Source organism: Fodinicola acaciae (assembly GCF_010993745.1).
Classification (GTDB): Bacteria; Actinomycetota; Actinomycetes; order Mycobacteriales; family HKI-0501; genus Fodinicola; species Fodinicola acaciae.
This window is the reverse complement of sequence record NZ_WOTN01000001.1, coordinates 16217-40380: the sequence shown is the minus strand read 5'-3', so window position 1 is coordinate 40380 and position 24164 is coordinate 16217. Positions and strand designations below refer to the sequence as shown.

The 24164-nt window shown below is 68.5% G+C and carries 21 protein-coding genes; 16 read left to right on the top strand and 5 right to left on the bottom strand.

Annotated elements, in window-relative coordinates; all coding sequences use genetic code 11:
* Position 1 precedes the first annotated feature (1 nt).
* Positions 2–304, bottom strand: coding sequence for a DUF4193 domain-containing protein (locus GNX95_RS00175; protein ID WP_163504734.1), 303 nt, complete (start codon positions 302–304; stop codon positions 2–4).
* Positions 305–713: 409 nt separating this feature from the next.
* On the opposite strand from GNX95_RS00175, the gene GNX95_RS00170 reads away from it, so the two are divergent.
* Entirely contained in the window at positions 714–1790 is a 1077-nt protein-coding gene (locus GNX95_RS00170; protein ID WP_222853302.1) for a phosphotransferase family protein, read from the top strand.
* Positions 1791–1951: 161 nt separating this feature from the next.
* Positions 1952–2482 carry a LytR C-terminal domain-containing protein gene (locus GNX95_RS00165; RefSeq protein ID WP_163504732.1) on the top strand — a complete coding sequence of 177 codons (531 nt, stop codon included), beginning with the start codon at positions 1952–1954 and terminating at the stop codon, positions 2480–2482.
* A 4-nt stretch (positions 2483–2486) separates the two neighbouring features.
* On the opposite strand, the gene GNX95_RS00160 is transcribed toward GNX95_RS00165, so the two are convergent.
* A complete protein-coding gene (locus GNX95_RS00160) occupies positions 2487–3329 on the bottom strand; it encodes an inositol monophosphatase family protein (RefSeq protein ID WP_163504730.1) in 843 nt (280 codons plus the stop codon).
* 78 nt (positions 3330–3407) lie between these two features.
* Between GNX95_RS00160 and ppgK the strand changes: the two genes are divergently transcribed.
* The 5 genes from ppgK (at position 3408) to GNX95_RS00135 (ending at position 11894) form a co-directional block, all read left to right on the top strand.
* Complete coding sequence (ppgK, locus tag GNX95_RS00155; RefSeq protein WP_163504728.1) at positions 3408–4157, top strand: polyphosphate--glucose phosphotransferase; 750 nt, start codon at positions 3408–3410, stop codon at positions 4155–4157.
* Between the two features lie 263 nt (positions 4158–4420).
* Positions 4421–6016 (top strand): RNA polymerase sigma factor, encoded by a 1596-nt coding sequence (locus tag GNX95_RS00150; RefSeq protein WP_163504726.1) that lies wholly within the window; start codon positions 4421–4423, stop codon positions 6014–6016.
* Positions 6017–6791: 775 nt separating this feature from the next.
* Entirely contained in the window at positions 6792–8894 is a 2103-nt protein-coding gene (locus tag GNX95_RS00145; protein ID WP_163504724.1) for an outer membrane protein assembly factor BamB family protein, read from the top strand.
* On the top strand, positions 8891–10924 hold the full coding sequence (locus GNX95_RS00140) for a protein kinase domain-containing protein (protein ID WP_163504722.1): 2034 nt from the start codon (positions 8891–8893) through the stop codon (positions 10922–10924). The genes GNX95_RS00145 and GNX95_RS00140 overlap by 4 nt, the downstream gene beginning before the upstream one ends.
* An 88-nt stretch (positions 10925–11012) precedes the next feature.
* Positions 11013–11894, top strand: a complete 882-nt coding sequence (locus GNX95_RS00135) for a universal stress protein (protein ID WP_163504720.1) — start codon at positions 11013–11015, stop codon at positions 11892–11894.
* On the opposite strand, the gene GNX95_RS00130 is transcribed toward GNX95_RS00135, so the two are convergent.
* Together GNX95_RS00130 and GNX95_RS00125 are read right to left on the bottom strand one after the other, a co-directional pair.
* Complete coding sequence (locus GNX95_RS00130; RefSeq protein ID WP_163504718.1) at positions 11895–12299, bottom strand: pyridoxamine 5'-phosphate oxidase family protein; 405 nt, start codon at positions 12297–12299, stop codon at positions 11895–11897. It abuts the gene before it with no gap.
* 3 nt (positions 12300–12302) lie between these two features.
* Positions 12303–13082 (bottom strand): universal stress protein, encoded by a 780-nt coding sequence (locus tag GNX95_RS00125; protein ID WP_163504717.1) that lies wholly within the window; start codon positions 13080–13082, stop codon positions 12303–12305.
* A 218-nt stretch (positions 13083–13300) separates the two neighbouring features.
* Here GNX95_RS00125 and GNX95_RS00120 point away from each other — a divergent pair, with 218 nt between their 5' ends.
* Both GNX95_RS00120 and GNX95_RS00115 read left to right on the top strand, forming a co-directional pair.
* Positions 13301–14233 carry a universal stress protein gene (locus GNX95_RS00120; RefSeq protein WP_163504716.1) on the top strand — a complete coding sequence of 311 codons (933 nt, stop codon included), beginning with the start codon at positions 13301–13303 and terminating at the stop codon, positions 14231–14233.
* 53 nt (positions 14234–14286) lie between these two features.
* A complete protein-coding gene (locus tag GNX95_RS00115) occupies positions 14287–15123 on the top strand; it encodes a siderophore-interacting protein (protein ID WP_163504715.1) in 837 nt (278 codons plus the stop codon).
* A 288-nt stretch (positions 15124–15411) separates the two neighbouring features.
* Here GNX95_RS00115 and GNX95_RS00110 read toward each other — a convergent pair whose 3' ends face one another.
* The gene (locus GNX95_RS00110) at positions 15412–17706 is read right to left on the bottom strand and encodes a glycoside hydrolase family 43 protein (protein WP_163504714.1); all 2295 of its coding nucleotides are present in this window, start codon (positions 17704–17706) and stop codon (positions 15412–15414) included.
* A gap of 391 nt (positions 17707–18097) precedes the next feature.
* Between GNX95_RS00110 and GNX95_RS00105 the strand changes: the two genes are divergently transcribed.
* The 7 genes from GNX95_RS00105 (at position 18098) to GNX95_RS00075 (ending at position 24161) form a co-directional block, all read left to right on the top strand.
* Positions 18098–18295: a DUF7455 domain-containing protein gene (locus GNX95_RS00105; protein WP_163504713.1), complete on the top strand. Its 198-nt coding sequence runs from the start codon at positions 18098–18100 to the stop codon at positions 18293–18295.
* Between the two features lie 55 nt (positions 18296–18350).
* Positions 18351–18980, top strand: a complete 630-nt coding sequence (locus tag GNX95_RS00100) for a hypothetical protein (RefSeq protein ID WP_163504711.1) — start codon at positions 18351–18353, stop codon at positions 18978–18980.
* A 416-nt stretch (positions 18981–19396) separates the two neighbouring features.
* Positions 19397–19771, top strand: a complete 375-nt coding sequence (locus tag GNX95_RS00095; protein ID WP_163504709.1) for a hypothetical protein — start codon at positions 19397–19399, stop codon at positions 19769–19771.
* Between the two features lie 166 nt (positions 19772–19937).
* Positions 19938–21548, top strand: a complete 1611-nt coding sequence (locus GNX95_RS00090) for an ABC transporter substrate-binding protein (protein ID WP_222853301.1) — start codon at positions 19938–19940, stop codon at positions 21546–21548.
* On the top strand, positions 21545–22489 hold the full coding sequence (locus GNX95_RS00085) for an ABC transporter permease (protein ID WP_163504708.1): 945 nt from the start codon (positions 21545–21547) through the stop codon (positions 22487–22489). The genes GNX95_RS00090 and GNX95_RS00085 overlap by 4 nt, the downstream gene beginning before the upstream one ends.
* Complete coding sequence (locus GNX95_RS00080) at positions 22486–23364, top strand: ABC transporter permease (RefSeq protein ID WP_163504706.1); 879 nt, start codon at positions 22486–22488, stop codon at positions 23362–23364. The genes GNX95_RS00085 and GNX95_RS00080 overlap by 4 nt, the downstream gene beginning before the upstream one ends.
* The gene (locus tag GNX95_RS00075; RefSeq protein WP_163504704.1) at positions 23361–24161 is read left to right on the top strand and encodes a creatininase family protein; all 801 of its coding nucleotides are present in this window, start codon (positions 23361–23363) and stop codon (positions 24159–24161) included. The genes GNX95_RS00080 and GNX95_RS00075 overlap by 4 nt, the downstream gene beginning before the upstream one ends.
* The last annotated feature ends 3 nt before the right edge of the window (positions 24162–24164 follow it).

The window sequence follows — 24164 nt, the reverse complement described above, 5'->3', positions numbered from 1 at the left end:
CTTAGGCCGCACACTCCTTGCAGATCGGCTGGCCGTTGCGCTCCTCGGCCAGCTGGCTGCGGTGGTGCACCAGGAAGCAGCTCGAACAGCGGAACTCGTCGTTCTGCATCGGCTGGACCTTGAGGGTCAGCTCCTCGCCGGACAGGTCGGCACCCGGCAGCTCGAACGCCTCAGCGACGTCCGCCTCGTCCTGGTCCACCTGCCCCGACTGGGCCTCGGTGCGACGAGCCTTCAGCTCCTCCAGGCTGTCCTCTCCGAGTCCGGAGTCGTCGGTACGACGCGGCGCGTCGTAGTCGGTTGCCATATCGGTTTCTCACTCCCAGCTGGGTCACTCTGTGTCCGGAACTCCGGGACGGTTGGGCCTTCAGGTTGCTGCCGGGCTGTCCCTTCCTGAGCCGCGTAAGGGACCCGGCGAGCGCGTGACCTTACCGCCTCCGGCCCCATTAGTACGCATCAGGAAGCCCGCATGTTCCCGACATGTGACCGAACTGACATCCAGGCCCCCGACAGCACTTGGCCGACATAGTAAATGTGCTGGTCACCGCAGTGCCAGCGAGATTGCGGCCAAGCCGAGACAAGGTGGCGAGCGACACGCGGAGAACGGCGTGTCGCGCACCGTACGCGTGTCGGGACTGTCCCATATGCGAGGGACGTTTTTCCGGAGCACGGCCGAGCGTTGGCTCTGGAGGGCCGGCGATCTAAGGTCATCGATCGTGGCGTCCTCCCGCGAAGAGCAGTCGACCGGCGCGGACCCGTCGGTGGTCGGGCCGTATCTGGCGAAGGTCCTGGACGAGCCCGCGTGGGCCGGCTCGTCGGTCGAGCTGATCACCGGCGGCAAGTCCAACCTGACCTACCGGGTCAGCAGCCCGGCCGGCGCCGTCGTCCTGCGTCGGCCGCCGCTGGGGAACGTGCTGCCGACCGCGCACGACATGGTGCGCGAGCACACCGTGATCGCCGCTCTGGCCGGTACGCCCGTGCCGGTGCCGCCGGCGCTGCACCTGTGCACCGACACGGACGTGCTCGGCGCTCCGTTCTACGTGATGGGTTTCGTCGAGGGCCCGATCGCGCGCGACGGCTTTCCGCCTGGGTACGCCGACCGGCCGGAGGACCGTAAGGCGGTCGCGGACGGCCTGATCGACACGCTGGTCGCATTGCACGCGGTCGAGCCGGCCGAGGTCGGGTTGGCGGACTTCGGCCGGCCGGAGGGTTATCTGACCCGGCAGGTGTCGCGGTGGATGCGGCAGTGGGCCGCGACCCGCGAGGCGGTCGAGTCGACCGGTGCGGCCAGCCGGCTGGACCGGCTCGCCGAGCTGCTCGCCGACACCGCGCCGGCGGCGCCGACCGGGCCGATCGTGCACGGCGACTACCGCCTCGACAACACCGTGCTCGACCCCGCCGGGCCCGGCCGGATCGCGGCCGTACTGGACTGGGAGATGTCGACCCGCGGCGACCCGCTGGCCGACCTCGGCCTGCTGCTCGTCTACTGGGTCCAGGCCGGCGACGACAGCGACCGCACCGGCGTACTGCCGATCGCCGCGGTCAGCAGCCTGCCGGGGTTTCCGACCCGCCGCGAGGTGGCCGAGCAGTACGCCGCCAAATCCGGGCGCGACCTGAGCCGGCTGCCGTGGTACGTCTCCTTCGGCGCTTTCAAGCTCGCCGTGGTCGTGGCTGGCATCGTTGCCAGGCACCGTGCCGGCGCGATGCTCGGCGACGGCTTCGACAACATGGAGTCCCGGCTCGGACCGCTGGTCGATCTCGCCTATCGCGCGCATTCCGGCCAAGATGAGTGACCGGTCCTCCTTTACGTACTGTTAGCAGGCCTGTTGTCGCACCCTGGGTCGGACGACGGGTCATCCCGGAGGCGCAAATCCGCCTCCCCAGTGCGTATTCAGCGACCATGACCAGCCCAGACGCATTACGCTGAAGGCATGGACGGGGGTGGAATCCGGTCATGAGCATCGCCAGAGCGCGAGCGCTCATCATCGTCGGCGCGATGCTGGTCTTCGCGTTGGCCTTCGCCGGCTGGGCGATCGCGACCAAGGGCGGCACGCTGGCCGAGGCCCAGTGCCGCGCCGCCTCCGCGCCGAAAGACCTGCCCAAGCCGGCCGATGTCGCGGTGAACGTCCTGAACGCCACCGACCGCGACGGCCTGGCCGGCGCGGTCGGCAAACAGCTGACCAGCCGCGGGTTCCAGGTGAAGAACATCGGCACCGCCAGCGACGGTGTCCCGGTCAACGGGGTCGGCCAGGTCCGGTTCGGCCCGTCCGGCTTCGGCGCCGCGCAGGTGCTGCAGTCGCAGATCATCGGGCTCGACCCGGTGATGGACCAGCGGCAGGACTCGACGGTCGACGTCGTCCTCGGCGCCGGCTACACCCGGATGGCCACCGCCACCGAGGTCGCCGCGGCGGCGAAGCGGCTGGCCGACAACCCGCCGACGCTGTCGTGCTCGGACAAGAAGGCCAGCGGGGCCGTCGGCCCGTAGAACGTCAGTTTTCCCTTGGTACGCGCCGTAATGCGGCGGCGAGCCGGTCGTGCAGCTCCTGGTGCACGGCCGGCGCGGCGGCGATCACCAGGTCCGGGCTCGGTGGCGCGCCGTCCAACCCGGTCACCAGCAGCCCCGCCTCGGTCGCGATCAACCCCGCAGCGGCGAAATCCCAATGATTGAGGCCAATTTCGTAGTGCGCGTCGAGCCGTCCGTCGGCGCAATAGCAGAGGTCGATCGCGGCGGCGCCGATCCGCCGGATGTCGCGTACGGCCGGCAGAATCTCGACCAGGATCTCGGCCTGCCAGCGGCGCCGCTCGGCGGCATAGCCGAAGCCGGTGCCGACCAGGGTCTGCGACAGCTCCGGCTGGCCGGAGCCGTGAATCGGTTTGCCGTCAAGAAAAGCGCCGCCGCCGCGGGTGGCCGTCCACACCTCGCCGGTCGGTACGCTCTGCACCACGCCGGCCACCGCGACGCCGTCGACCTCGGCGGCCAGGCTGATCGCGTACGACGGGAGGCCATAGAGCAGGTTGACGGTGCCGTCGACCGGGTCGACGACCCACCGTACGCGGCTGCTGCCGGCGTGCTCGCCGCCTTCCTCCCCCAGCACCGCGTCGCCGGGACGCGCCGCTTTCAGCTGCTCGATCACGTACGTCTCGCTGGCCTTGTCGATCGCCGTGACCACGTCGGTCGGCGACGACTTCGTCGACACGTGGTCGCGCGCCTCGGCGCGATGCGCGGCCACCAGCTCGGCCGCACCGGCCGCGACGCGTACGGCCACCGCCAGCAGCCCGGCCGGATCTTCGGTGCCTTCCGCGTCATCCTCGGTACTTCCCGCATCAGCCATGGCCCCAGTCCAGCACACTGGTGACCGATCGTCTTAGGGTGTGTGCCGGCGCGACGTGATCAGCAAGGAGATCTGAAGATGGCGCAAGCCTTCGGGGTGGACGTTGGCGGCACCGGCATCAAGGCCGCGGTGGTCGACCTGGACAGTGGCCAGCTGGTCACCGAGCGGGTCAGGGTGGAGACGCCGAAAGGTGGCAAACCCAAGCCGGTGGTGGAGACGATCGCCGGCCTGGTCGCGGACGCCAAGTGGGACGGCCCGCTCGGGGTCGCCTTCCCCGCGGTGATCCGGCACGGCGTCGCGCATTCGGCGGCCAACGTGGACAAACATTGGATCGGCACCGACGTGGCGCAGCTGGTCGAGGACGCGACCAAGGTGCGGCCGACCGTCCTCAACGACGCCGACGCCGCCGGCCTCGCCGAGATCCGGCACGGCGCGGGTGCCGGAGTCGACGGCGTCGTACTCGTGCTGACCCTCGGCACCGGCATCGGCAGCGCGCTGTTCGTCGACGGCACGCTGGTGCCCAACACCGAGCTCGGCCACCTCGAGCTGGACGGCCACGACGCCGAGCGGAAAGCGGCGGAGCTGGCCAGAGAGCGCGAGGGGTTGAGCTGGAAGCAGTGGGCCCACCGCGTCGAGCACTACCTCAAGCACGTCGACGCGCTGCTGTGGCCGGACCTGGTCCTGCTCGGCGGCGGCGTCAGCAAGGTGGCCGACAAGTGGCTGCCATACATCGACGTACGGCCACCGGTGAAGCCCGCGAGCCTGCGCAACGAGGCGGGTATCGTGGGGGCCGCGATGGCCACCGCGGACCCGGTGGCCGGCAGGTAGTTGCTGGTGATGGCGGCTCTGATCGGACCGCTCGGCGTGTCGGCCCCGGCGCGCCGCGTCCCCGTCGGCGAAACTTCTGCGCCAGACGGCGTTACAATTGAACATCGCGTACCTGACCGCCCCGCTCACCATGGCACAGAGACGGCGTGGACGCGTGAAGACCACCGCTCATCTGTGAACCCCAGCTCGCAACTGACCGGGCCCACACACTCGTCCCGGTCCCCCGGCGCGTGTAGCGCGCTCCGGCTCGTGGAAGGTCGTTCGTGACAGCAGCTGACCGCACATCCGTTCGTACCGATGTCATCCGGTCGACCGTCGATGATCTCGCTTCCCGCGCCGCTGCCGCGGGTTCGATCACGTCCGCGGAGATCGCCCGCGTCCTGGACGCGGCCGGTCTGGACACCAGCCAGAGCAAGAAGGTGCTCCAGGCGCTCAGCCAGGCCGGGGTGACCGTCGTGGTGGACGGCTCCGCTCCGACCCGGTCCCGTACGGTGGCGGCCCGGTCCGCCACCTCGTCCCGGAGCACCACGGCCAAAGCCACCACCGACAAGCCGGCCGCCGACAAACCGCCGGCGAAGAAGGCCGCGAAGTCGGCGGCCAAGCCGGCCGCGAAGAAGACCGCCGCGCCGAAGAAGGCCGGCGAGGACGGCGAACCGCCGGTCGACGGCGAGGACATCGACCCGGTGGACCTCACCGACGAGGACCTGGACGTGTCGCTGGACGACGTCGACCTCGGTGAGGACGAGGTCGTCGCCGAGGACGACTCGGACGATGAGTCCGAGGAGTCCGAGGAGAGCCAGAGCGGCGACGGCAAGAGCGTCGCGGTCGACGAGACGATCGTCATCAACCAGAACTCCGAGGACGAGGACGACTCCGAGGACGAGGAAGAGGAGGAGTCCGCGGCGCTCAAGCAGGCGCGCCGGGACGCCGAGCTCACCGCCTCCGCCGACTCGGTCCGCGCGTACCTGAAGCAGATCGGCAAGGTCGCGCTGCTCAACGCCGAGGAGGAGGTCGACCTCGCCAAGCGGATCGAGGCCGGCCTGTACGCGGCCGAGCGGCTGCGCCAGTCCGAGGACACCAACCAGAAGATGTCCCCGCAGATGCGCCGCGACCTGCGGTGGATCGTCCGGGACGGCGAGCGCGCCAAGAACCACCTGCTGGAGGCCAACCTGCGGCTGGTGGTGTCGCTGGCCAAGCGCTACACCGGCCGCGGCATGGCGTTCCTGGACCTGATCCAGGAGGGCAACCTGGGTCTGATCCGCGCGGTGGAGAAGTTCGACTACACCAAGGGTTACAAGTTCTCCACGTACGCGACGTGGTGGATCCGGCAGGCGATCACCCGGGCGATGGCCGACCAGGCGCGGACGATCCGCATCCCGGTGCACATGGTGGAGGTCATCAACAAGCTCGGCCGCATACAGCGTGAGCTGCTGCAGGACCTCGGCCGCGAGCCGACTCCGGAAGAGCTGGCCAAGGAGATGGACATCTCGCCGGAGAAGGTGCTGGAGATCCAGCAGTACGCGCGCGAGCCGATCTCGCTGGACCAGACCATCGGCGACGAGGGCGACTCGCAGCTGGGTGACTTCATCGAGGACTCCGAGGCGGTCGTCGCGGTCGACGCGGTCAGCTTCACGCTGCTGCAGGACCAGCTCACCTCGGTGCTGCAGACGCTGTCCGAGCGCGAGGCCGGCGTCGTACGGCTGCGCTTCGGCCTGACCGACGGCCAGCCACGCACGCTGGACGAGATCGGCCAGGTCTACGGCGTGACCCGCGAGCGGATCCGGCAGATTGAGTCCAAGACGATGTCCAAGCTGCGCCACCCGTCCCGGTCGCAGGTGCTGCGCGACTACCTGGACTGACCCAGCTCGGCACTTTTGGTCGCATGGCCACCATGCGTGCGTTGGGCCTTGAGTCTTCACCTGTTTGGCTCTGGCGGTCTGGGGCTGTGTCTGTTTTGCGGTCGGTGCCGCAGCACCACAGCCGCATGGCAGGTCCTGGGTCGGGTCGTGATCGCGTGAGCTGGCGCGGCGGATCAGGATGGAACGCAACGACGTCCGCGCCGCCGCGATCCAGGCGCACGTCGGAGTCCGCACGTAAGGGAGTCTCTGTGAACGTCCAGCGGCGGCTAGGGCGGTGCTGGTGTGACTGCTGTGGCCAACCATGCCGGTGAGACGGCGTGACCGGGTGGTTAACAAGACATCAAACCCGGCAATTGGCTCCCCTGGAGCTTGAGCCCGGCCGGGCGAGCAGTCACAACAGCATTACCCGCCTCCGGTAAACCTCACAAGACAGACATTTAGCGTTGCACGCGCTGTGGATCTCATTGAGTGGACCCTTTCGCCACCTACCGGGACGCCATACACCTTCCGCGGCGGTCCGCGCAGCCGATGGCTGGAAGGACATCACTCGGTCGCTGCGCCCCGGATGGGCGGCTCTCGGAGCAGAGTAGGCCAGCCGGGGACCCTCACGTTGCCAGCCATCAGACGTCCAGTGGCGCGGAAGCACTCATCACCCCAGAGGTTGAAACTCAAGCGGACGCACGTATGGGGCCATGCGTGCGTTCCGGCCCACATACCCGGACGTAAGTGGGGTCCGGAAAAGTGGCGGGCGTAAGTGGGCAGGAGGGATGGCAGGTTGGGTTGGCAGCCGCTGACGCGGTCCGATCCGCGTACGGTCGGCGGGTACGCGCTGTTGGCGCGGCTGGGGTCCGGCGGGATGGGTGCGGTCTACCTCGGCCGGTCGGCCGGCGGCCGGCTGGTCGCGGTCAAGGTGGTGCACGAGGACCTGGCCGCCGCGCCGCCGTTTCGTGAGCGCTTCGCGCGCGAGGTGGCCGCCGCGCGCGCGGTGAGTGGCGCGTACACGGCACCGGTGGTCGACGCCGATCCGGCGGCCGCGGCGCCGTGGCTGGCGACCGCGTATCTGCCGGGCATCACGCTCCAGGAGGCGGTCACCAAGCACGGTCCGTTGCCGTCCGTGTGGCCGCTGGCCGCCGGCCTCGCCGAGGCACTCGCGGCGGTGCACCGAGCCGGGGTGGTCCACCGCGACCTGACGCCGTCAAACGTGTTGTTGCTGGCCGACGGGCCGCGCGTGATCGACTTCGGCATCGCGCGGGCCGCGGATGGTACGGCGGTGACGCGTACGACCGGCTTCATCGGGTCGCCGGCGTTCCTCGCGCCGGAGTACGTGAACGGCCAGACCAGCGGTCCGGCCGGCGACATGTTCTCCTTCGGCGCGGTGCTCGCGTACGCGGCGACCGGCCGGGTGCCGTTCGGCGAGGGTCCGCCGCACCTGCTGCTCTATCGCGTCGTCCACGAGCGGCCGGATCTGAGCGCGGTCACCGACCTGCACCTGCGCGGCCTACTGGCGGCCTGCCTGGACCGCGATCCGCGAGCCCGGCCCACTCCGGAGCAGATCCTCGCGACGCTCGGCTCGGTCGCGCGGCCGGACGGCAAGTGGCTGCCGGACGCCGTACTGTCCGACCTCGCCGAGCTCACCCGCGCCGCCGAGCATCCACCGACACCGGCCGACGACCGCGTGCACCAGTCGGCCGACGCGACCGCGCGCGGCCGGCGGATCAGCCGGCGCGCGTTGCTGGCGGCCGGCGCGGGCGCGGCGGTCGTCGCGCTCTGCGCGGGGACCGGCACCGGAACGTACGAGCTGGTGGAAGCCGCGCAGACCAACCGGTGGATCTTCAAGAAAGGTGGCGCGATCGCGCTGGCCGGCGGCCTGCTTTTCGTCGCCACCTCGGACAGCACGTTGTACGCGTTGGACGCGATCACCGGAACAACGCGATGGCAGGCCGGCCTGAACTCGGCCGGCACGCTCAACGTGGTCGTCGCGCACGACATCGTCTACGTGCTGAAGCAACGCGGAGTCGAGGTTTTTCGGGTCAGTGACGGGCAAAACCCGTGGGCGCAGTCGACGCCGGCGACCGGCATGGCGACCGTCGCCGGCGCCAACATGTATTTCACCGACGACACCGGCGTCAACGCGGTCGACGCGACGACCGGCGAATACCGCTGGCGATACGCGGCCAGGGAGGTCGGCTTCATCACGCCGGTCGTGAGCGGATCCCTGGTCGTGGCGGCCGGCTTCGACGGCACCGTCTACGGCATCGACGCGCAGAGCGGCCAGGCGTTGTGGACCTTCAAGGCGACCGGCCAGTTCAGCGAGGCGGGCCTGGCCGCCGACGCGAAACGCTGCTATTTCGGCGGCGGCAACGGACCGCTGCTGGCGGTCGACCTGCAGACCGGCAAACAGGCGTGGAGCGCGCCGGCCGGCTCCAGCTCGTCGCCGCTGCTGATCGGCGACACCATCTACGCCGGCGAGTCCAGCGGCAACCTGCTCGCGTACGACGCCGCCACCGGCAAGCAGCGGTGGCCGTTTCCGGGCCAGCAGGGCACCGACAACTCCGGCTCCGAAGGCGTGCCGACGGTGATTGGCGACACCGCGGTCTTCTATGGTGCGCCGCGGCAGCTTTACGCCATCAACACGAAAACCGGTGTCCGCAAATGGGACTTCGACCTCGGTGACACCTCGCTTTCCGAGACGCCGCCGGCGGTGCTCGACGGTGTCGTCTACGCGACCAGCGACAAGCTCCTCGCGATCGACGTGCGCACCGGCAAGCAGATCGCCTCGCGGCCGGTCGGCGACCTGCCGGAGCGTACGTTGGCCAGCATGGACACCGTCTACGTCGCGTCGCTGGAGGACGTGACTGCCGTGAAGGCCGTCCGTTGACCGACGGCGACCCGCGCCAGATCGGACCGTACGCGGTGCTCAACCGGCTCGGCGCCGGCGGCATGGGGGTCGTCTATCTCGGCCGGTCGGCCGGCGGCCGGCTGGTCGCGATCAAGGTCGTACGGTCGCGTTTCGCGCGTGATCCGGAGTTTCGCGCGCGGTTCGCCCGCGAGGTGTCCGCGGCGCGCGCGGTCAGCGGTGCATTCACGGCTGCCGTCATCGACGCCGACACCGAGGCCGACTCGCCGTGGCTGGTCACCGCTTTCGTGCCAGGCCTCGCACTCGACGACGCGCTGGACACCTTCGGACCGTTCCCGCCGCCGACCGTACGCGCGCTGGCGGCGAGCCTGGCCGAGGCGCTGCAGTCGATCCACGCGGCCGGGCTGGTGCACCGCGATCTCAAGCCGTCCAACGTGTTGCTGTCCAGCGAAGGGCCGCGGGTCATCGACTTCGGCATCGCGCGCGCCGCCGACGACAGCAAGCTCACCCAGACCGGCACGATGATCGGCTCGCCGGCTTTCATGTCGCCGGAGCAGGCGTCCGGCTATCAGGTCGGTCCGGCCTCGGACGTGTTCTCGCTCGGCGTGCTGCTGGCGTACGCGGCGACCGGCACCGAGCCGTTCAGCGGTGACGGTCCGTCGCACGCGCAGCTCTACCGGATCATCTTCACCGACCCCAACCTGGATGGGTTGACCGAGCCGTGGCTGCGGCAGCTGGTCGCCGGCTGCCTGGCCAAGGAACCGGCACACCGGCCGACGCCGGCGCAGATTTTGGCTTTCTTGAACGCGAACGCGCCGCAGCCGGCCGGCGACTGGCTGCCGCCGCCGGTGGCCGCCGCGATCGCCGCGCAGGTCCGCCGCGCGCATCACGTACCAGCGCCTGACGCCGTGTCCGCCGACCACGTCTCGGTCAGGAAGGTGTCGCGTCGCGCGGTGCTGCTGTCCGCCGCCGGTGCCGTCGTCGCCGCAGCCGGTGCCGGCGCCACCGCTCTCGCGCTCGCCGGCCGGCGTACGCCGACACCGCGACCGTCGCCGGCCAAACCGGTGCCGGCGGCGGTTTCTCGTTGGCAGGCTCAGGTTTCCGGTCTGCAGCCGGCGTTGACCGCGGTGGCCGGCAAGGTGGTCGCCGGCACGGACGGCAAGCAGCTGGTCGCTTTCGACGTGACCACCGGGAAACGCGCGTGGACGTTCAACGTCGGCGCCGCCATCCTCGCGTGGCCGCTGGCCAGCGGCGACCTGGTCTGTGTCGCCACGGCGCGTACGGTCTTCGGAGTGTCAGCGGCCGACGGCAAACAGCGCTGGCGCTACACCATCGGCCAGGACGATGCCGGCACCGACCACACGGAGGCCGGCGCACTGGTCACCTCCAGCACCGACATTCTCGTACTCCTGACGACGACGTCATCGGTCGCCTTCACCTACTTCGTGGACGCGAAAACCGGGAAAGAGCTCGATTACGCGATCAACAACCACCAGAACGTGGCGAGTTCCGGCCGGATCCTGTACGAGACGTTCACCGAGGACCCGCAACGCGGCGTCACGGCCGAAGACCTGAGCACCGGCAAGGACATCTGGAAGCAGGGGCTCGGCACGTCGACGCCGCTGGTGGTCGGCGACACCGTGGTGGTCAACGACGGCAGCAGCTTCTTCGGCTACGACGCGCGCACCGGTGCGGCTCGGTGGCACGCACCGGTCAGCGAGCTGGACAGCGGCAACGCGCCGGTCGCGGCCGGCACGACGGTGTGTTTTTCCTACGAAGGCGGCACGATCGGCGCGCTGGACGCGAAAACCGGCCGGCAGCGCTGGTCGGCCGCCGGCTCCAAGGTCGGCGTCAACTTTCTGGTGGCCGCCGACAACCAGGTCTATGCCGTACGCACCGACCAGAGCATCACCGCGTACGCGCTGGCCAGCGGCGCCGCTCTTTACGCGGTCCACTCGGCCAGGGAGGTCAAGAGCGCGGCCGCCGTCAACGGCATCCTGACGTACGGGACCGCCGACGGCTTCCTGCACGCGGTCGCCTCCCCGTCGTAGGTTTTTCGGAAAATCGCAGCCGAAAGTCCCTACTGGCCGCCGCCTTTCGGCGCTAGCCGAGCGCCGGGTGGCGGCGGACAGTCAGGCTATGGACAAGTCAGCCAACGCACCGATCGTGGTCGGCGTGAGCGTCGGTCCCGGCAGTGACGACGCGGCGCGCTGGGCCGCGGGCCAGGCGCAGGCGACCGGGCGGTCCATCCGACTGGTGACCGCCATCTGGCCACCGGATGACGGCGAGGCACAGCTGCTGCTGCGCGCCAGATCGCGCGCGATCGCGGCCATCGCGCGTACGACGGACGTCATCGAGGCGGTCGCACCCGCCATCGCGATCACCTCGCGGCTGCGGATCGGTACGCCGGAGTCGACGCTGCTGGAGCAGAGCCGCGACGCGTGGCTGACGGTCATCGGCCGGCACAACGGCTCGACCGCCGCGCACCTGCTCCTCGACTCGGCGGCGGTCAACCTGATCGGCGGACCGGCCTCACCGGTCGTCGCCGTGCCACCGCAGACCCGGCCATACGAGCCAGGCTCGCCGGTCGTGGTCGGCATCGACGGCTCGGAGGCGTCGTACGCGGCCGCCGAGCTCGCAGCCGACCTGGCGATCATGCACAACGCGCCACTGGAGCTGTGCTGTGCGGCGCTGTCGCTGGAGTGCGCGCCGACCGCTATGCGCGCGCGTTTCACCGCTGCGGAGGAAATCCTCGCCTCCGTCGCGAGCCATCTGCCAGGCAATGGCACCGGCCTGATGATCAACGCGCACACCACCGGCAGCAACGCGGTGGCCGCGCTGATCGAGCGCTCCGACCGGGCGCTGCTGCTGGTGCTCGGGTCGCGCGGCCAGTCCGGACGGCGCGGACCGGTGCTCGGCGCGGTCTGCCACACGGTCGCCGACATCGCGCGGTGTCCGGTGGTCGTGGCGCATCCGCAGGTGCGGCAGCCGAGCCTGCGGCCGGTGACGACACCGGTCTGATCAGGCCGGCAACCGCCGTCCGTTGACGATCTGCGGCCGGATCCGGATGAACCGGTCGTCGGCCAACGGCATCCAGGTGCGTACGTGCAGGTCGCGTACGTCACGCAGCTCGTTCTCGTCGCTGACCTCGCTGGCCTGGCCGACCACCACGACGCTCCAGCCAGCCCGCAGGTCGGTCGCGAACTCGTCGACCTCGAAGCCGACCACCGCGTTGGCGGTCGCCGCGGCCAGCTTGCCGCCGTCGGACGTACGGATCACCACCTCACCGCGATACATGGCGAAGTTGACCACCTGCACGGCCGGCATCGCGCGCTCGGTGAGCACGACCCGGCCGAGACCGGCGCCGGCCAGCAGCCGCAGGCACTCCGCCGCCTCCAGCTCCTGCAGACCCTCGGTGTCGAACACGGCTCAGCCATGGATCGGCACGACGGCCACCGGACAGCCCGCGTCGCGCAGCACGGCCCTGGTCACCGGGCCGAGCACCAGCCCGGTCTGGCCGCCGCGCGCGCGACCGCCGACGACCAGCAGCTGCGCCTCGCGCGCCGCCGCGACCAACGCCTGCTCCGGCGGGCCGGCGACCAGGTCGTCGACGACCTCGACGTCCGGGAAGCGGGCCGACGCCAGCGGCCGCGCGGCCAACGTGCGTACGACGTGCAGCGGCGCCTTGTGCCGAGCGGCGGTCTCGAACGCGAACCGTACGACCGGACTGTCGGCGTCGGCACGTTCGTCGGCGCCGAGCACCACGGTGGCTCCGGAGCGGACCAGCTCGGCGGTCCGCTCGCCGCGTACGACGACGATCGGACACGCGGCGCGGGTGGCGACCTCGGCCGGCAGGCCACCGGCGCCGAGCACCACGACCTCGGCAGCGGTCGTCGTCAGCAGCACCAGCGCGTCGACCGGATTGGCCTGCAACGTCGACGTGCCCACGTGTACGCCCGGCACCGCGGTCGTCGCGGCGGCCACGGCACGGTCGAGGACCCGCCGCGCGGCGACACCGAGACCGGCGCGGTCCCACGGCCCGCTCTGCCGGCTGATCGCGTATCCGAGGCGCAGAGGCACGCCGCGGCACTCGGCCTCAGCGGCGGCCCACCGTACCGCCTCCAGCGCCGCCGCCGACCCGTCCACGCCCACCGCGACCGGACGAAGGCCCGGCCAGTACGAACTCGTCATCGCTCGGTTTCCGGTCATCGCGCCACATTCCGTGGTTGTACGTTATCGACGCTAGCGTTTGGTGCAGCAGAGCCGAAAGTCCTCGTCGGCCGGGGACGTCTCCGGTCAGGATCCTTTTTACCGTACGTGACCACGCGGCGACATCCCTGTGCGAGCATGGATGTTCGAGACGGGACCCTCGACGACGAGGAGCACCATGTCAGCTCACGAAGCCTGATTTCCCGGCTATGGCAACGGTGTCCCCCATCTCGCGCCGGCCGGTGTCGGTCGGCGTCGACGGCTCCGCGGCGGCGATGGCCGCGGTCGGCTGGGCCGCCGCCGAAGCCAGTTGGCGCAAGGTCTCGCTGCGGCTGGTGCACGCGCTGTTCCAGATCCCGACCGGCCTGCATCCCAAGGCGTCGGAAGCGGACCGCCGGCGGGTCTCCGAGCGGCACGGCCAGCGGATCCTGGACGCGGCCAGTCACCGCGCCAGCGCGGTCGCGCCGGAAGTCGAGCTGTTGTCGCAGCTCGCGCGCGTGTCCTCGGCCGCCGCTCTGGTCTCCGCGTCGACCACGTCGTGCCTGGTCGTGGTCGGCACGGACGGCTCCGGACAGGCGAGCAGCGCGCTGCTCGGATCGACCGTCGCCGCGGCCATCACGCAGGTGCAGTGCCCGGTGGCCATCGTCCCGCCGGACCGGCCGCCGCGTACGGCCGGCGGCATCGTGGTCGGCGTCGACTATGACCACGACGTCGTCCATCCGCACGTACGCGCGGCCGTTGACTACGCGTTCGAGGCCGCAGTCCGGGAGGGCAGCCGGCTGCTGGCTCTGCACGCGTGGAACGACCTGTCCACCGAGCCGACGCCCGGCATGGTGATCCCGATCCTGGTCGACTGGAAGCGGCTGGCGACCCGGCAACGATCCCGGCTGGCCACCGCGCTGCAGCCGTGGATGCTCCGGTTTCCGCAGGTCAAGGTGGATTTTGTGACCACGACCGGCCCGGCCCGGCGAGCGTTGGTGGAGCTGTCGCGTACGGCCGGCACCGTCGTGCTGGGATCGCGCGGCAGCGGCGGCGTGGCCGGCCTGCCACTGGGCTCGGTCGCGCGCACGGTGTTGCACAGCGGTCACTGTCCGGTCGTCGTCGTGCATGACGTGGCCGGCGGGCACTACATCCAGCAGACCGCGGACTAGAGTTAGGAGAACCTAAGAGGCCGCGCGGACCTCTAGACTTTCCAGGGGAGCAGATGTCCGAGAAACGCCGTACGGCCCACCGGGGCGAGGTGCTCGGCACCGAGCGCATCACACCGCACATGATCAGGGTGACCCTCGGCGGCGCCGGCTTGTCGGCGTTCGACTGCGGTGACTTCACCGACCACTATGTGAAGCTGCTGTTTCCGCGGCCAGGCGTGAGCTATCCGGAGCCGTTCGACATGGCGCGGATCCGCGCCGAGCTGCCGAGCGACCAGTGGCCGGTGACGCGCACGTACACGGTGCGCTCCTGGGACGCCGACAGGCGGCGGCTGGCGATCGACTTCGTCTACCACGGCGACCGCGGACTCGCCGGGCCGTGGGCCGCCTCGGTGCGACCCGGCGAGGAGATCCTGTTCATGGGTCCAGGCGGTGCGTACGCGCCGGACGCGGAGGCCGACTGGCACCTGCTGGCCGGTGACGAGAGCGCGCTGCCGGCGATCGCGACGGGCTTGGAGCGGATCGGTGCCGGTGTGCCGGCGTACGCCTTCGTGGAGGTCGCCGGCCCGGACGAGGAGCAGCTGCTGAGCACCCAGGCGAAGGCCGAGATCGTCTGGGTCCACCGCGGCGACCGCACGCCCGGCGAGGCGCTGGCCGAGGCGGTACGCGGGTTCGCCTTTCCGGCCGGACAGCTGCACGCGTTCGTACACGGTGAGGCGGCGATGGTGAAGGACCTGCGCCGTTTTCTGCGGGTGGACAAGGACATCCCGATGTCGCGGCTGTCGATCTCCGGCTATTGGCGGATCGGCCGCGACGAGGACGGCTGGCAGAGCTCCAAGCGCGACTGGAACCGCCAGGTCGAGGAGGAGGAAGCGGCCGCCCTGTCCGCCTGACCGACGAGTTTCGCGTCCAAGAGCTAGACGCGCTCTGTCGAACGGGTCACCCGCAGCGGTTTGATTGTCGATCTTGCATTTCTTGTCTACTCAAACCGGACATCGCGTCCGAAATATCGGTTTTGGGTAGGTCAGGCGCGCGCATCGGGACCCGGTGAGCGTCCCTGCCAGCCACCCGCTTGGTAGTGCACTGTGGCCAGACGTGACCGACGACGCAATCGGATTCCGATTGCGTCGTCGGTGCCAGGCTGACCTGCGGCGATGCCGGCGGAGGTTACATTCGGACCATCAGCCGCGATAGACGCGGAAGTAGTCGAACTGCGCCAGCGCCTTGCCGTAGGTGGCCTCCGCGGTCGGCGTGGATCCCTGTGACACCAGGCCGATCTGCGGAGTCGTACCGGCCGGCATGGTCCAGGTCGCGCCCCACGTCCAGTTGCGACCGTCGCGGCTCGACGCACCCTGGTAGAGGTTTTCGCCGTTGGCCGCCACCGTGTGCCGGATCCGGAAGTACGTCGTGGTCGCCGGCGGCCCGAGCACCGCGCCACCCCACGAGCTGATGTTGCCGACCATCACCCGCTTGCCAAACTCGGTGATCCGGTTGGGCCCGGTCGCCACGTGGTCGAGCCGCAGGAAGTCGTTGTCGGCGTTGTAAACCAACAGTCCGGCCTGCTGGAACTCGCGGGTGGTGTCCGTGCCCAGGTCGATGGTCAGCTTCGTCTCGATGGTGTACGTGCCGGTCGGCGCGGCACGCAGCAGCAGACCCGTCTTGCCGGCCGTGTCACCGGTCAGGTCCGCGCTCTCGGTCGGCCACCGCAGGCTGCCGTCGGCGACGTGCGCGTTGGCGTCCTGCCGCTTCCAGGTCCAGCCGGGTCCGAGGTTGCTGGTGAAGTTGTCGGAAAAGACCAGCGATCCCGGTGTCGGCGGCCGCACCAATGACGTGTGCGGCACATAAAGCGGCGCCACCGACGCGTTGTCGACATCGCCGACGCCGGTCACGCCGGCGTCGCCACCATGCAGCTTCGCCGGCAGTTTTACGTTGAGCAGAGCCGAAGGATCGCCGAGATCGGCGTCGCTGTAGGTGGCACTGAGCTGGCTGCCGCGCACTTCCACCACCAGCTTGTGCCACTTGGACATGTCGATGCTGTTGGCGACCGGCGCACTCGTCGTCGTCGCACGGCCGTTGGTCGTCACCACGACGTTGAGCTGCCGGGTCTTGCCGTCAGCCAGCACGACGACGTTGTTTTTCGCGTCGGCATAGCGTGCCGTGACGCCCGGCGTGTCGCCGCGTACGTCCGCCTCCACGCGTACGTCCGCCGGCGCTGGTTTCGCCGAGACCGCGACGCCGTTGACCGCCGCGTAGCCACCGGAGTCGCTCTTGGTGTCCGGTCCCTGCGCGGTCAGACTTCCGCTGAGTGTCTTGAATCCGTCGGTGTTGCCGTCGAACCTCTGGTCCAGCAAAGGACTTGTCACGACCGGAGCCGGCTGCGGGCTGTCCGACGGACCCTCGCCGCCGCGTACGATCGGCCAACCGCCGATCCAGTCGAGCCGGTCGAGCAGCATTGGCCGCATGGTGAATCCCGGCGAGACCTGCAGATAAGGCTTGTAGCGGTCGACGCCGTGGTAGGTCATCCACTGCTGGCCGGTGCGGTCGGTCACGATCGAGTTGTGGCCGACGCCGACCCAGCGGTTGCCGTTTTGCGCGATCACGATCGTGCCGCCGGCACGCGAGTCGGCCATGGACACGCCGTCGCGGTCGAGGAACGGACCCCACGGGCTCTTCGACCGGCCGGCGAAGACGGTGTAGCCGGTGGTCGGGCCGGCGCAGCAGTTGGCCGACGAGGCCATCAGGTAATACCAGCCGTCCCGCTTGATCACGTAGCCACCCTCGAACCGGCTGGTCGCGACCTGGCGCGGCGCGGTGACCGAGTGCAGGCCGTCCGGCGAGAGCTGGACCAGCCAGATGCCGGAGCCGTAGCTCCCCCAGTACATGTAGCGCGTGCCGTCGGAGTCGGTGAACTGCGCCGGGTCGATCACCGTCTCCCAGCCGGCGCCGGTGTTCTTGCGGGCCGGGATGAGCGGCGCGCCAGCGTCCTTCCACGGACCGGCCGGGCTGTCCGCGGTCGCGACGCCGATGGCCGGATCGAAGCCCTCGGAGCTGGCCGTGGTGTCTGGTCCGACGAAGTACAGGACGTACTTTCCGTTGATGTAGCGGATGTCCGGCGCCCAGATGCCGCTGGTCGTAGCGACCCAGGACGGCCAGTTCTTGCCGACCACGAACGGCGCGCCGAGCTTGGTCCAGTGCGTCAGGTCGGTGGAGCTGGCCATCTTCACCGGGTCGCTGGCGGCGCCCTGCTGGTCGTACGGACCGCCGGTGGAGTACGCGTAGTACTTGCCGTCCTTGCCGCGCATCACCGCCGGGTCGGGGAAGTCGATGGAGTATCCGTCCGTGACGGCGTTCTGGTAGCTGCCGGCGGCCGGTGCCGCCGTGACTGATGCCGCGGCCGTGAGGGTGGCCATCGGGGTGGCCACAGCGACCGCCAGCGCGGCCAGGAAGGCGCGGCCGCGTACTGCTGAGAGTGACATCCTTCGGTCTCCGTTTCCTGCCTCGCCGTGGCGCGGGTGACGGGGCTCACCGGCGTACGGCCGGAGCCAGTTTGATCAGCGACTGCAACGTTGTAAAGGTGTCTTCCAGGCTCGATGTCCCCTACCGGTCACCGAGCCGGGACAGATCGTGCAGTATCGGGTCTGCCTGATGGTGCGTGTCGTGCGTTCTGCTGAAAGCGTAAGAGCGATGAAAAATCGCCCCTTTCGCCCGGATAATCCCGTATGAATCGGGACAACTCGGCACTGCTCACTGATTGTGACAAGGGTGACGTCTTCTGTTTGGGAAGCGCATCGGTGGCTCTGATGTTGGACGATATGTGAGTACGAAGAACCACCAACGTCAGACCCCGACCCGAAGAGGAGGCGCGCGATGACCCCGACTCTCACGCCGTCCGGCACGTCGGCACCACTGGCGGGCGAGCGCTGCGACCGCTGTTCGGCGGCCGCGAAGGTACGCGCTGTCCTTCCCGGTGGTGGAGACCTCGTCTTCTGCCAGCACCACGCCAACCGTTACCGCGAGCAACTCGAGGCACTGGCGGCTGACATCGACGAGACCTCCCTCAACTAACCGCGCGATAGATCCGCACATTCGGCCCCGGCAGCTCGCTGCCGGGGCCACTTCTTTGTCCCAGATCGTCACGGAACGTATCGATGTCGTCGCTTCTTGGTCTATTCTTGGTGGCATGACGGGGAGATTTGTGTTGGTTGTCGGGTTGGTGGTCGTACTCGCCGGCTGCGGCAAGCCGGCGCAACCAGGCGGCCTGCCGTCCGCGCCGGCGTCGCCATCCAGTGCTCCGTCGCCAAGCGCGTCGGCAAGCCAACCCCTCACTCCCCCAGCCCCCGCCACCACCGGCACCCCCGAACAACAAATCCTCGCGCAATACGTCAGCTTCACCACGGTCGCCCTGCCACGTGCCTACGTCGCTCCACCAGCCAAGCGCCGAAGCCTGCTGGACCCAGTCACGACCGAGCCAGCCTTGTCGATCTACTTGCGACAGATCGCTCAGCTCGACAGCAAATCACAACAGGCAAAAGGCCATCCCGTTCCAATTAGCCAGACAGTCCAGCGCAGCGGGCACACAGCGCTCGTCCGAATGTGCGTCGATTCCAGCAAGACCGGAATCTACAATCAAAAGACCGGCGAACAGCTGACGATCGGACCGTCTCGTGAAGTCCTTCTCGGGACGCTGAAATTGACACCTGGAGGCATCTGGAAAGTCAGTGGCACATCGTTCCAGGAGCAATCGTGTTGATTGCCTGGCTGTGCCTACTAGCGCTCGCTCCAACCGGCGCTTATCCGCAGGACCCGCCTAAACCTCATCCTCCACGCGTCGTCGGCGGCGCTGGCGGCACACATGTCGACACTCGGGTGAATCTCCCAGGTTCCCAAGTAACGTCAGACGATCCGACCGGTCAACGAAACACCACGCGACAAAAGAACGGCGGCGCCGACCTTCCATTCTGTCGCGTCACAGATATCGGCGGAGAGCTCGAACAGCAGAAACTACTGGACGTAAACTGCGGCATGCCCGCCGACGGCCCGATCATAAGCACCGCCGTATTGGCGCAGCAGGTGGCAAATCAGTTGCCGATTCCGAGGCCGGACTTGGAGATTCGGCCGTTTACGACCTATGGCGATGGGGCGCGTGGTGGGTTGACTGGCGCACCGATGTGGTTGTGGATCGGCAAAACGTGGAAGCCGCTGACGCAACGTACGACTCTTGGCCCGGTCTGGGTCGACGTCGTCGCGACACCGACGTCGTCGAGCTGGTCCTTCGGCGACGGTACGACAATCAACTGCCGCGGTCGCGGCACACCGCTGACCGACCCGTCACAGGGCCTACGCGGTTCACCGGACTGTGGCCACGTCTACAAGACCACCTCGGCGAAAGCGCGCGGCGGCGCGTACGCGGTCACCGCCACGGTCACCTGGGCCATCTCCTGGACCGGCTCCGGCAACACCGGCGGCATCCTCGACCCACTCCTGCTGACCAACACCACCGCCTACACCGTCAAGCAAGCACGCTCGCGGCTCGTTTCATAGCGATAGCCGCATAACCGGATCTTTCCCGGTAAGAAATGACTCTTCACACCAGAAGAGCGTGACGACGCGATCGCCTGCAGTGACAGTGTGTTCTGTAACAGAAAGAGTCTTGTTCGGCCCCTGCCGATCAGATTATCTTCGCTGGCATCCCCGGACGCTCCTCGATGTGAACGCAGGAGAGCCAGTGCCCTATCACCTCAGTCGCCGGGACGCGATCAAACTCGGCACTCTCGGCGCCGCTGGAATCGTCGCGGCGTGCGGAAATCCGGCCCGCCTCGACCCGCGTGCCGAGGCGATCAGCAATCCAGGCAACGGAAAGCCGAGCCGTGGCGGGGTGCTCAGATACGGCCTTTCCACCGATGTCTCAAACTTCGAGCCGCAGGTGTCGACCGGCGCCGCGGCGACGACCGTGCAGCAGTTGGCTTACAACACACTGCTGCAGTACGGCCCGACCGGCGCGATCGTCGGCGATCTGGCCAGCGACTTCGGTTTCGTCAATCCGACGACGTACGAGCTGACGCTCCGCGACGGTGTCACCTTCCACAATGGACAGCCGCTGACCGTCGACGACGTGATTTTCAGCCTGCGCCGCATCATGGACAAGAGGACGGCGGCGACCAGCGCGAAGTTCTTCACCGGTGTGACCAGCATTTCGGCGGCCGGACGAAACAAGGTCGTGCTGAAGCTGCGCGAACCCAACGTCGTCCTGCCACACGCGCTCGCCGCCACCAGCACGACGATCCTCTCGAAAGAATGGATAACCGGCGGCGCCGACACCAAGACGACCATGATGGGGACCGGGCCGTTCAAACTGGTCGAGCGAGTGCCTGGCGTTTCAACTACGCTCGCGCGAAATCCGCACTATTACGACTCGGACCTGCCACACCTCAACGCCGTGCAGTTTCTGCCGATGCCAGACGACTACTCCAGGGTCGAGGCGCTGCTGTCGGCCACCGTCGACTTCATCGACTATGTGCCGGCCACGCACATTGACGTGGTACGCAAGGCAAAAGGCGTCACGTTCGCCGGCGACAACACCTTCGGCTTCGGGTTCGTGGGGTTTGTCACCAACCGCAAGCCGGTCTCCGATCTCCGCGTCCGGCAGGCGTTCGCGTACGGCCTCGACCGGCAGTCGATCGTGGAGACGGCTTTCCTCGGCAACGGAAAGCCGATCACCGGCGGCCTGTTGCCACCGGGGATCCTCGGCCATGACCCGGCGCTGGCGAGTCGATATCCCTACGACCCGGACCGGTCCAAGCATCTGCTCCGCCAGGCCGGACTGTCCACACTGGACATCAACCTGCTGACGACGAGCACCTACTCGGTGATCTACCGGCCGGCCGAAGCTGCGCTGGCCGGCCTGCAGCGCTCCGGCATCAACCCGGCGCTGACCCGCCAGGAATGGCTGCCGTTCCGGGAAACCGTGAAGGCACACACGTTTCCGGCACACGTCTGGGGGACCTCGATCACGTACGGCGACCCGGACGCGCTGCGCGACTTCTTCGGCAGTGGCGGCACCTGGGCCAAATACTGGAACTTCGCCGACGACCGCGTCGACGCGCTGCTCGGCCTCGGCAGACGGACCGCCGATCCGGGAAAGCGCGCGGAAATCTACCACGAGGTCGAGTCGCGGGTGCTGGACCTGTTGCCGTGCACCTACACGGTGCGGCGCGTGCAGGGCGAGGCGATGCGCGACTACGTGAAAGGTTACGCACACCCGAAAAACGGCACCTGGACGCAGGTCAGCCTGCGCGGTGCCTGGTTGGACAAGCCATGATCCGCTACACCGCGCGCCGGCTGGCGATCACCGCGATCCAGCTCTTCTGCGTCGGCACGATCGTCTTCGTCCTGCTCCGGTTGGTGCCAGGCGATCCGGCCAAGGCCGTGCTCGGCGAGAACGCCACCGAAAGCCAGCTCGACCAGATCCGCCACCAACTCGGACTGGACCAGCCGCTGGTCAACCAGTTCCTGGGATTCTGGGAAAAACTGCTGCACGGCGACCTCGGCAGCTCGTTGATCAGCGGTCGCGCGGTCGTCAGCGATCTCAACCTGCGCTTCGGGAACACGCTCGAGCTGGTCGTCTGCGCGGTCGTTCTCGCCTTGATCGTCGGCATTCCACTGGGCATGCTGGCGGCCGTACGCGCCAACAAGGCGACGGACCACGTCGTCACCGGCGGCGCCGTGCTCGGGTTGTCCTTCCCCGTCTTCGTTCTCGGCGGCCTGCTCGTGCTGATTTTCTCCCAATGGCTGCCGATCCTGCCACCGACGCGTTTCGAAGCACTACAAGACGATCCGCTCGTCCATTTACGATTGCTGATCCTCCCCGTGTTGACCCTGACGGCGGCACCTGCCGCTGTCGTCACCAGGATGGCTCGGTCGGCCATGCTGGAGGTCCTGTCGACCGACTACGTCCGCACGGCGCGCGCGAAAGGCATCGGCGAGCGCAAGGTCATCGTCAAGCACGCGCTGCGAAACTCGATGAACGCGGTCGCCAGCGTGACCGGTCTGGAACTGGCGACGCTGCTCGGCGGCACGGTCATCGTCGAAACCATTTTCGGCTGGCCAGGCCTGTCGTCGCTGCTGATGTCCGGCATCCGATCGAGCGACTATCCGGTCGTCCAAGGCGTCGTGCTGGTGATCGCGGTCCTCACCATCCTGATCAACATGCTGGTCGACTTCACCCTGCGGGTGCTCGACCCGCGGATCGGAGCGGCATGACGACACTTGCTTCCACCGACATCGCCGCCCCAACCTCGACCGGGCGGCGGCGACCGCGGCTCAATCCGCGAATCACCATCAGCGGCGGATTTCTCGCGATCGTCGCCATCACGGCGATTTTCGCGCCGCTGATCGCGCCACACTCCTACGGTGACATGGTCGGCCGGCCACTGGCCGGACTGGGTCTGCTCGGCACGGACGACTACGGCCGCGACATCTTCTCCCGGCTGATCTACGCCGGCCGGGTTTCGCTGAGTGTTTCGGTGGCTGCCGTTCTCATCGCCGGCGTTGTCGGCACCGCGCTGGGCCTGGTCGCCGGCTACGTACGCGGCTGGACCGAGACGGTCATCATGCGCGGCATCGACGTTATGCTGAGTTTTCCGACGATCGTACTGGCAGTCGCGGCCGTCGCGGCGCTTGGCTCCGGTCTGTCCATTTTGGTCGGTGTGATCGGCGTGCTGTACATTCCGCGGTTCGCGCGAGTCGTGTACGGCTCCGCACTTTCGGTCCGCGCCAACGATTACGTCCTCGCCGCACGTGCGATGGGAGCCGGTCCCGTACGAATCATGGCCGGCACCATCCTGCCGAACATCCTCGCACCGATCGTGGTGCAGGCCTCGCTGTCCCTCAGCTTCGCGATCCAGGTCGAGTCAGGCCTGTCGTTCCTCGGCCTGGGCGCACAGCCGCCGCTGCCGTCGTGGGGAAGCATGGTGTCCGCCGGCCGCGATTTCCTTGCCGTGCAACCGGTCCTGCTGATCGCACCGGCACTGGTCATCGCCGCGGTCGTGCTCGCACTGAACGTCCTTGGTGACGGCCTCCGCGACTCTCTCGACCCGCAACGTACGACCAAGACCAAGAAGAAAGGAAACGCATGACCTCCTGGCGCACCCGCAACCTCGGCGAGATGGGCTGGACCGAAGCACGTGAGGCGGCCGAGAAAAACCCGGTCGTCCTGCTGCCGGTCGGCACCATCGAGCAACACGGTCCGCACCTGCCGCTGCACGAGGACTCGATTGTCGCCGAATACGTGGCAAAAGCGGTCGCGGAGGCCACCGACGCACTGGTGCTGCCGACCATGATGTATGGCCATTCACCGACCTTCCGCGGCTACGCCGGCACGATCAACCTGCGGCACGAGACATTGACCGCCGTCATCACCGACATCTGCGACGAGCTGATCCGGCACGGCTTCCGGCGGATCGTGATCGTGAACAACAACGGCGGCAACACCTCGCCGGTGGCCACCGCCGCGGTCGACCTGCGGGCCAGGCACGGCGTCCTCATCGGCACGGTTTACCCGTGGTCGCTGGGATATCAGCTGATGCGTGACCAGTACGACGACCCGGCGATTGCCTATGGTCACGGCGCCGAGCCGGAGTTGTCCGCGATGCTCGCGATGTTTCCCGAGCAGGTGCGGATGGATGCCGCGGAAGGCGGAAAACTCCAGTCCTACCAGGGCTGGCAGCCGACCAGCTACGTCTCCGCGCGGGTCGACGGTCACCCGGTGGATGGCACGGTTTACTGGGATTTCTCCGATGTCAGCCCGTCCGGAGTCACCGGCGACGTCACCGTGGCCAGCAAGGAGACCGGCCAGGTGTGGATCGACCGGGTGATCGGCTTCTGCGTCGACTTCGTCAAGGAATACGACCGAAACACCGTTTCGGTCGGTTAGGGA

Coding starts and splice junctions, on each gene's coding strand:
- GNX95_RS00160 (WP_163504730.1), bottom strand. CDS start 3,329: ATGGCTGATGCGGGAAGTACCGAGGATGACGCGGAAGGCACCGAAGAT.
- ppgK (WP_163504728.1), top strand. CDS start 3,408: ATGGCGCAAGCCTTCGGGGTGGACGTTGGCGGCACCGGCATCAAGGCC.
- GNX95_RS00080 (WP_163504706.1), top strand. CDS start 22,486: ATGACGACACTTGCTTCCACCGACATCGCCGCCCCAACCTCGACCGGG.
- GNX95_RS00165 (WP_163504732.1), top strand. CDS start 1,952: ATGAGCATCGCCAGAGCGCGAGCGCTCATCATCGTCGGCGCGATGCTG.
- GNX95_RS00105 (WP_163504713.1), top strand. CDS start 18,098: ATGACCCCGACTCTCACGCCGTCCGGCACGTCGGCACCACTGGCGGGC.
- GNX95_RS00075 (WP_163504704.1), top strand. CDS start 23,361: ATGACCTCCTGGCGCACCCGCAACCTCGGCGAGATGGGCTGGACCGAA.
- GNX95_RS00110 (WP_163504714.1), bottom strand. CDS start 17,706: ATGTCACTCTCAGCAGTACGCGGCCGCGCCTTCCTGGCCGCGCTGGCG.
- GNX95_RS00135 (WP_163504720.1), top strand. CDS start 11,013: ATGGACAAGTCAGCCAACGCACCGATCGTGGTCGGCGTGAGCGTCGGT.
- GNX95_RS00175 (WP_163504734.1), bottom strand. CDS start 304: ATGGCAACCGACTACGACGCGCCGCGTCGTACCGACGACTCCGGACTC.
- GNX95_RS00115 (WP_163504715.1), top strand. CDS start 14,287: ATGTCCGAGAAACGCCGTACGGCCCACCGGGGCGAGGTGCTCGGCACC.
- GNX95_RS00085 (WP_163504708.1), top strand. CDS start 21,545: ATGATCCGCTACACCGCGCGCCGGCTGGCGATCACCGCGATCCAGCTC.
- GNX95_RS00125 (WP_163504717.1), bottom strand. CDS start 13,082: ATGACCGGAAACCGAGCGATGACGAGTTCGTACTGGCCGGGCCTTCGT.
- GNX95_RS00095 (WP_163504709.1), top strand. CDS start 19,397: ATGTGGTTGTGGATCGGCAAAACGTGGAAGCCGCTGACGCAACGTACG.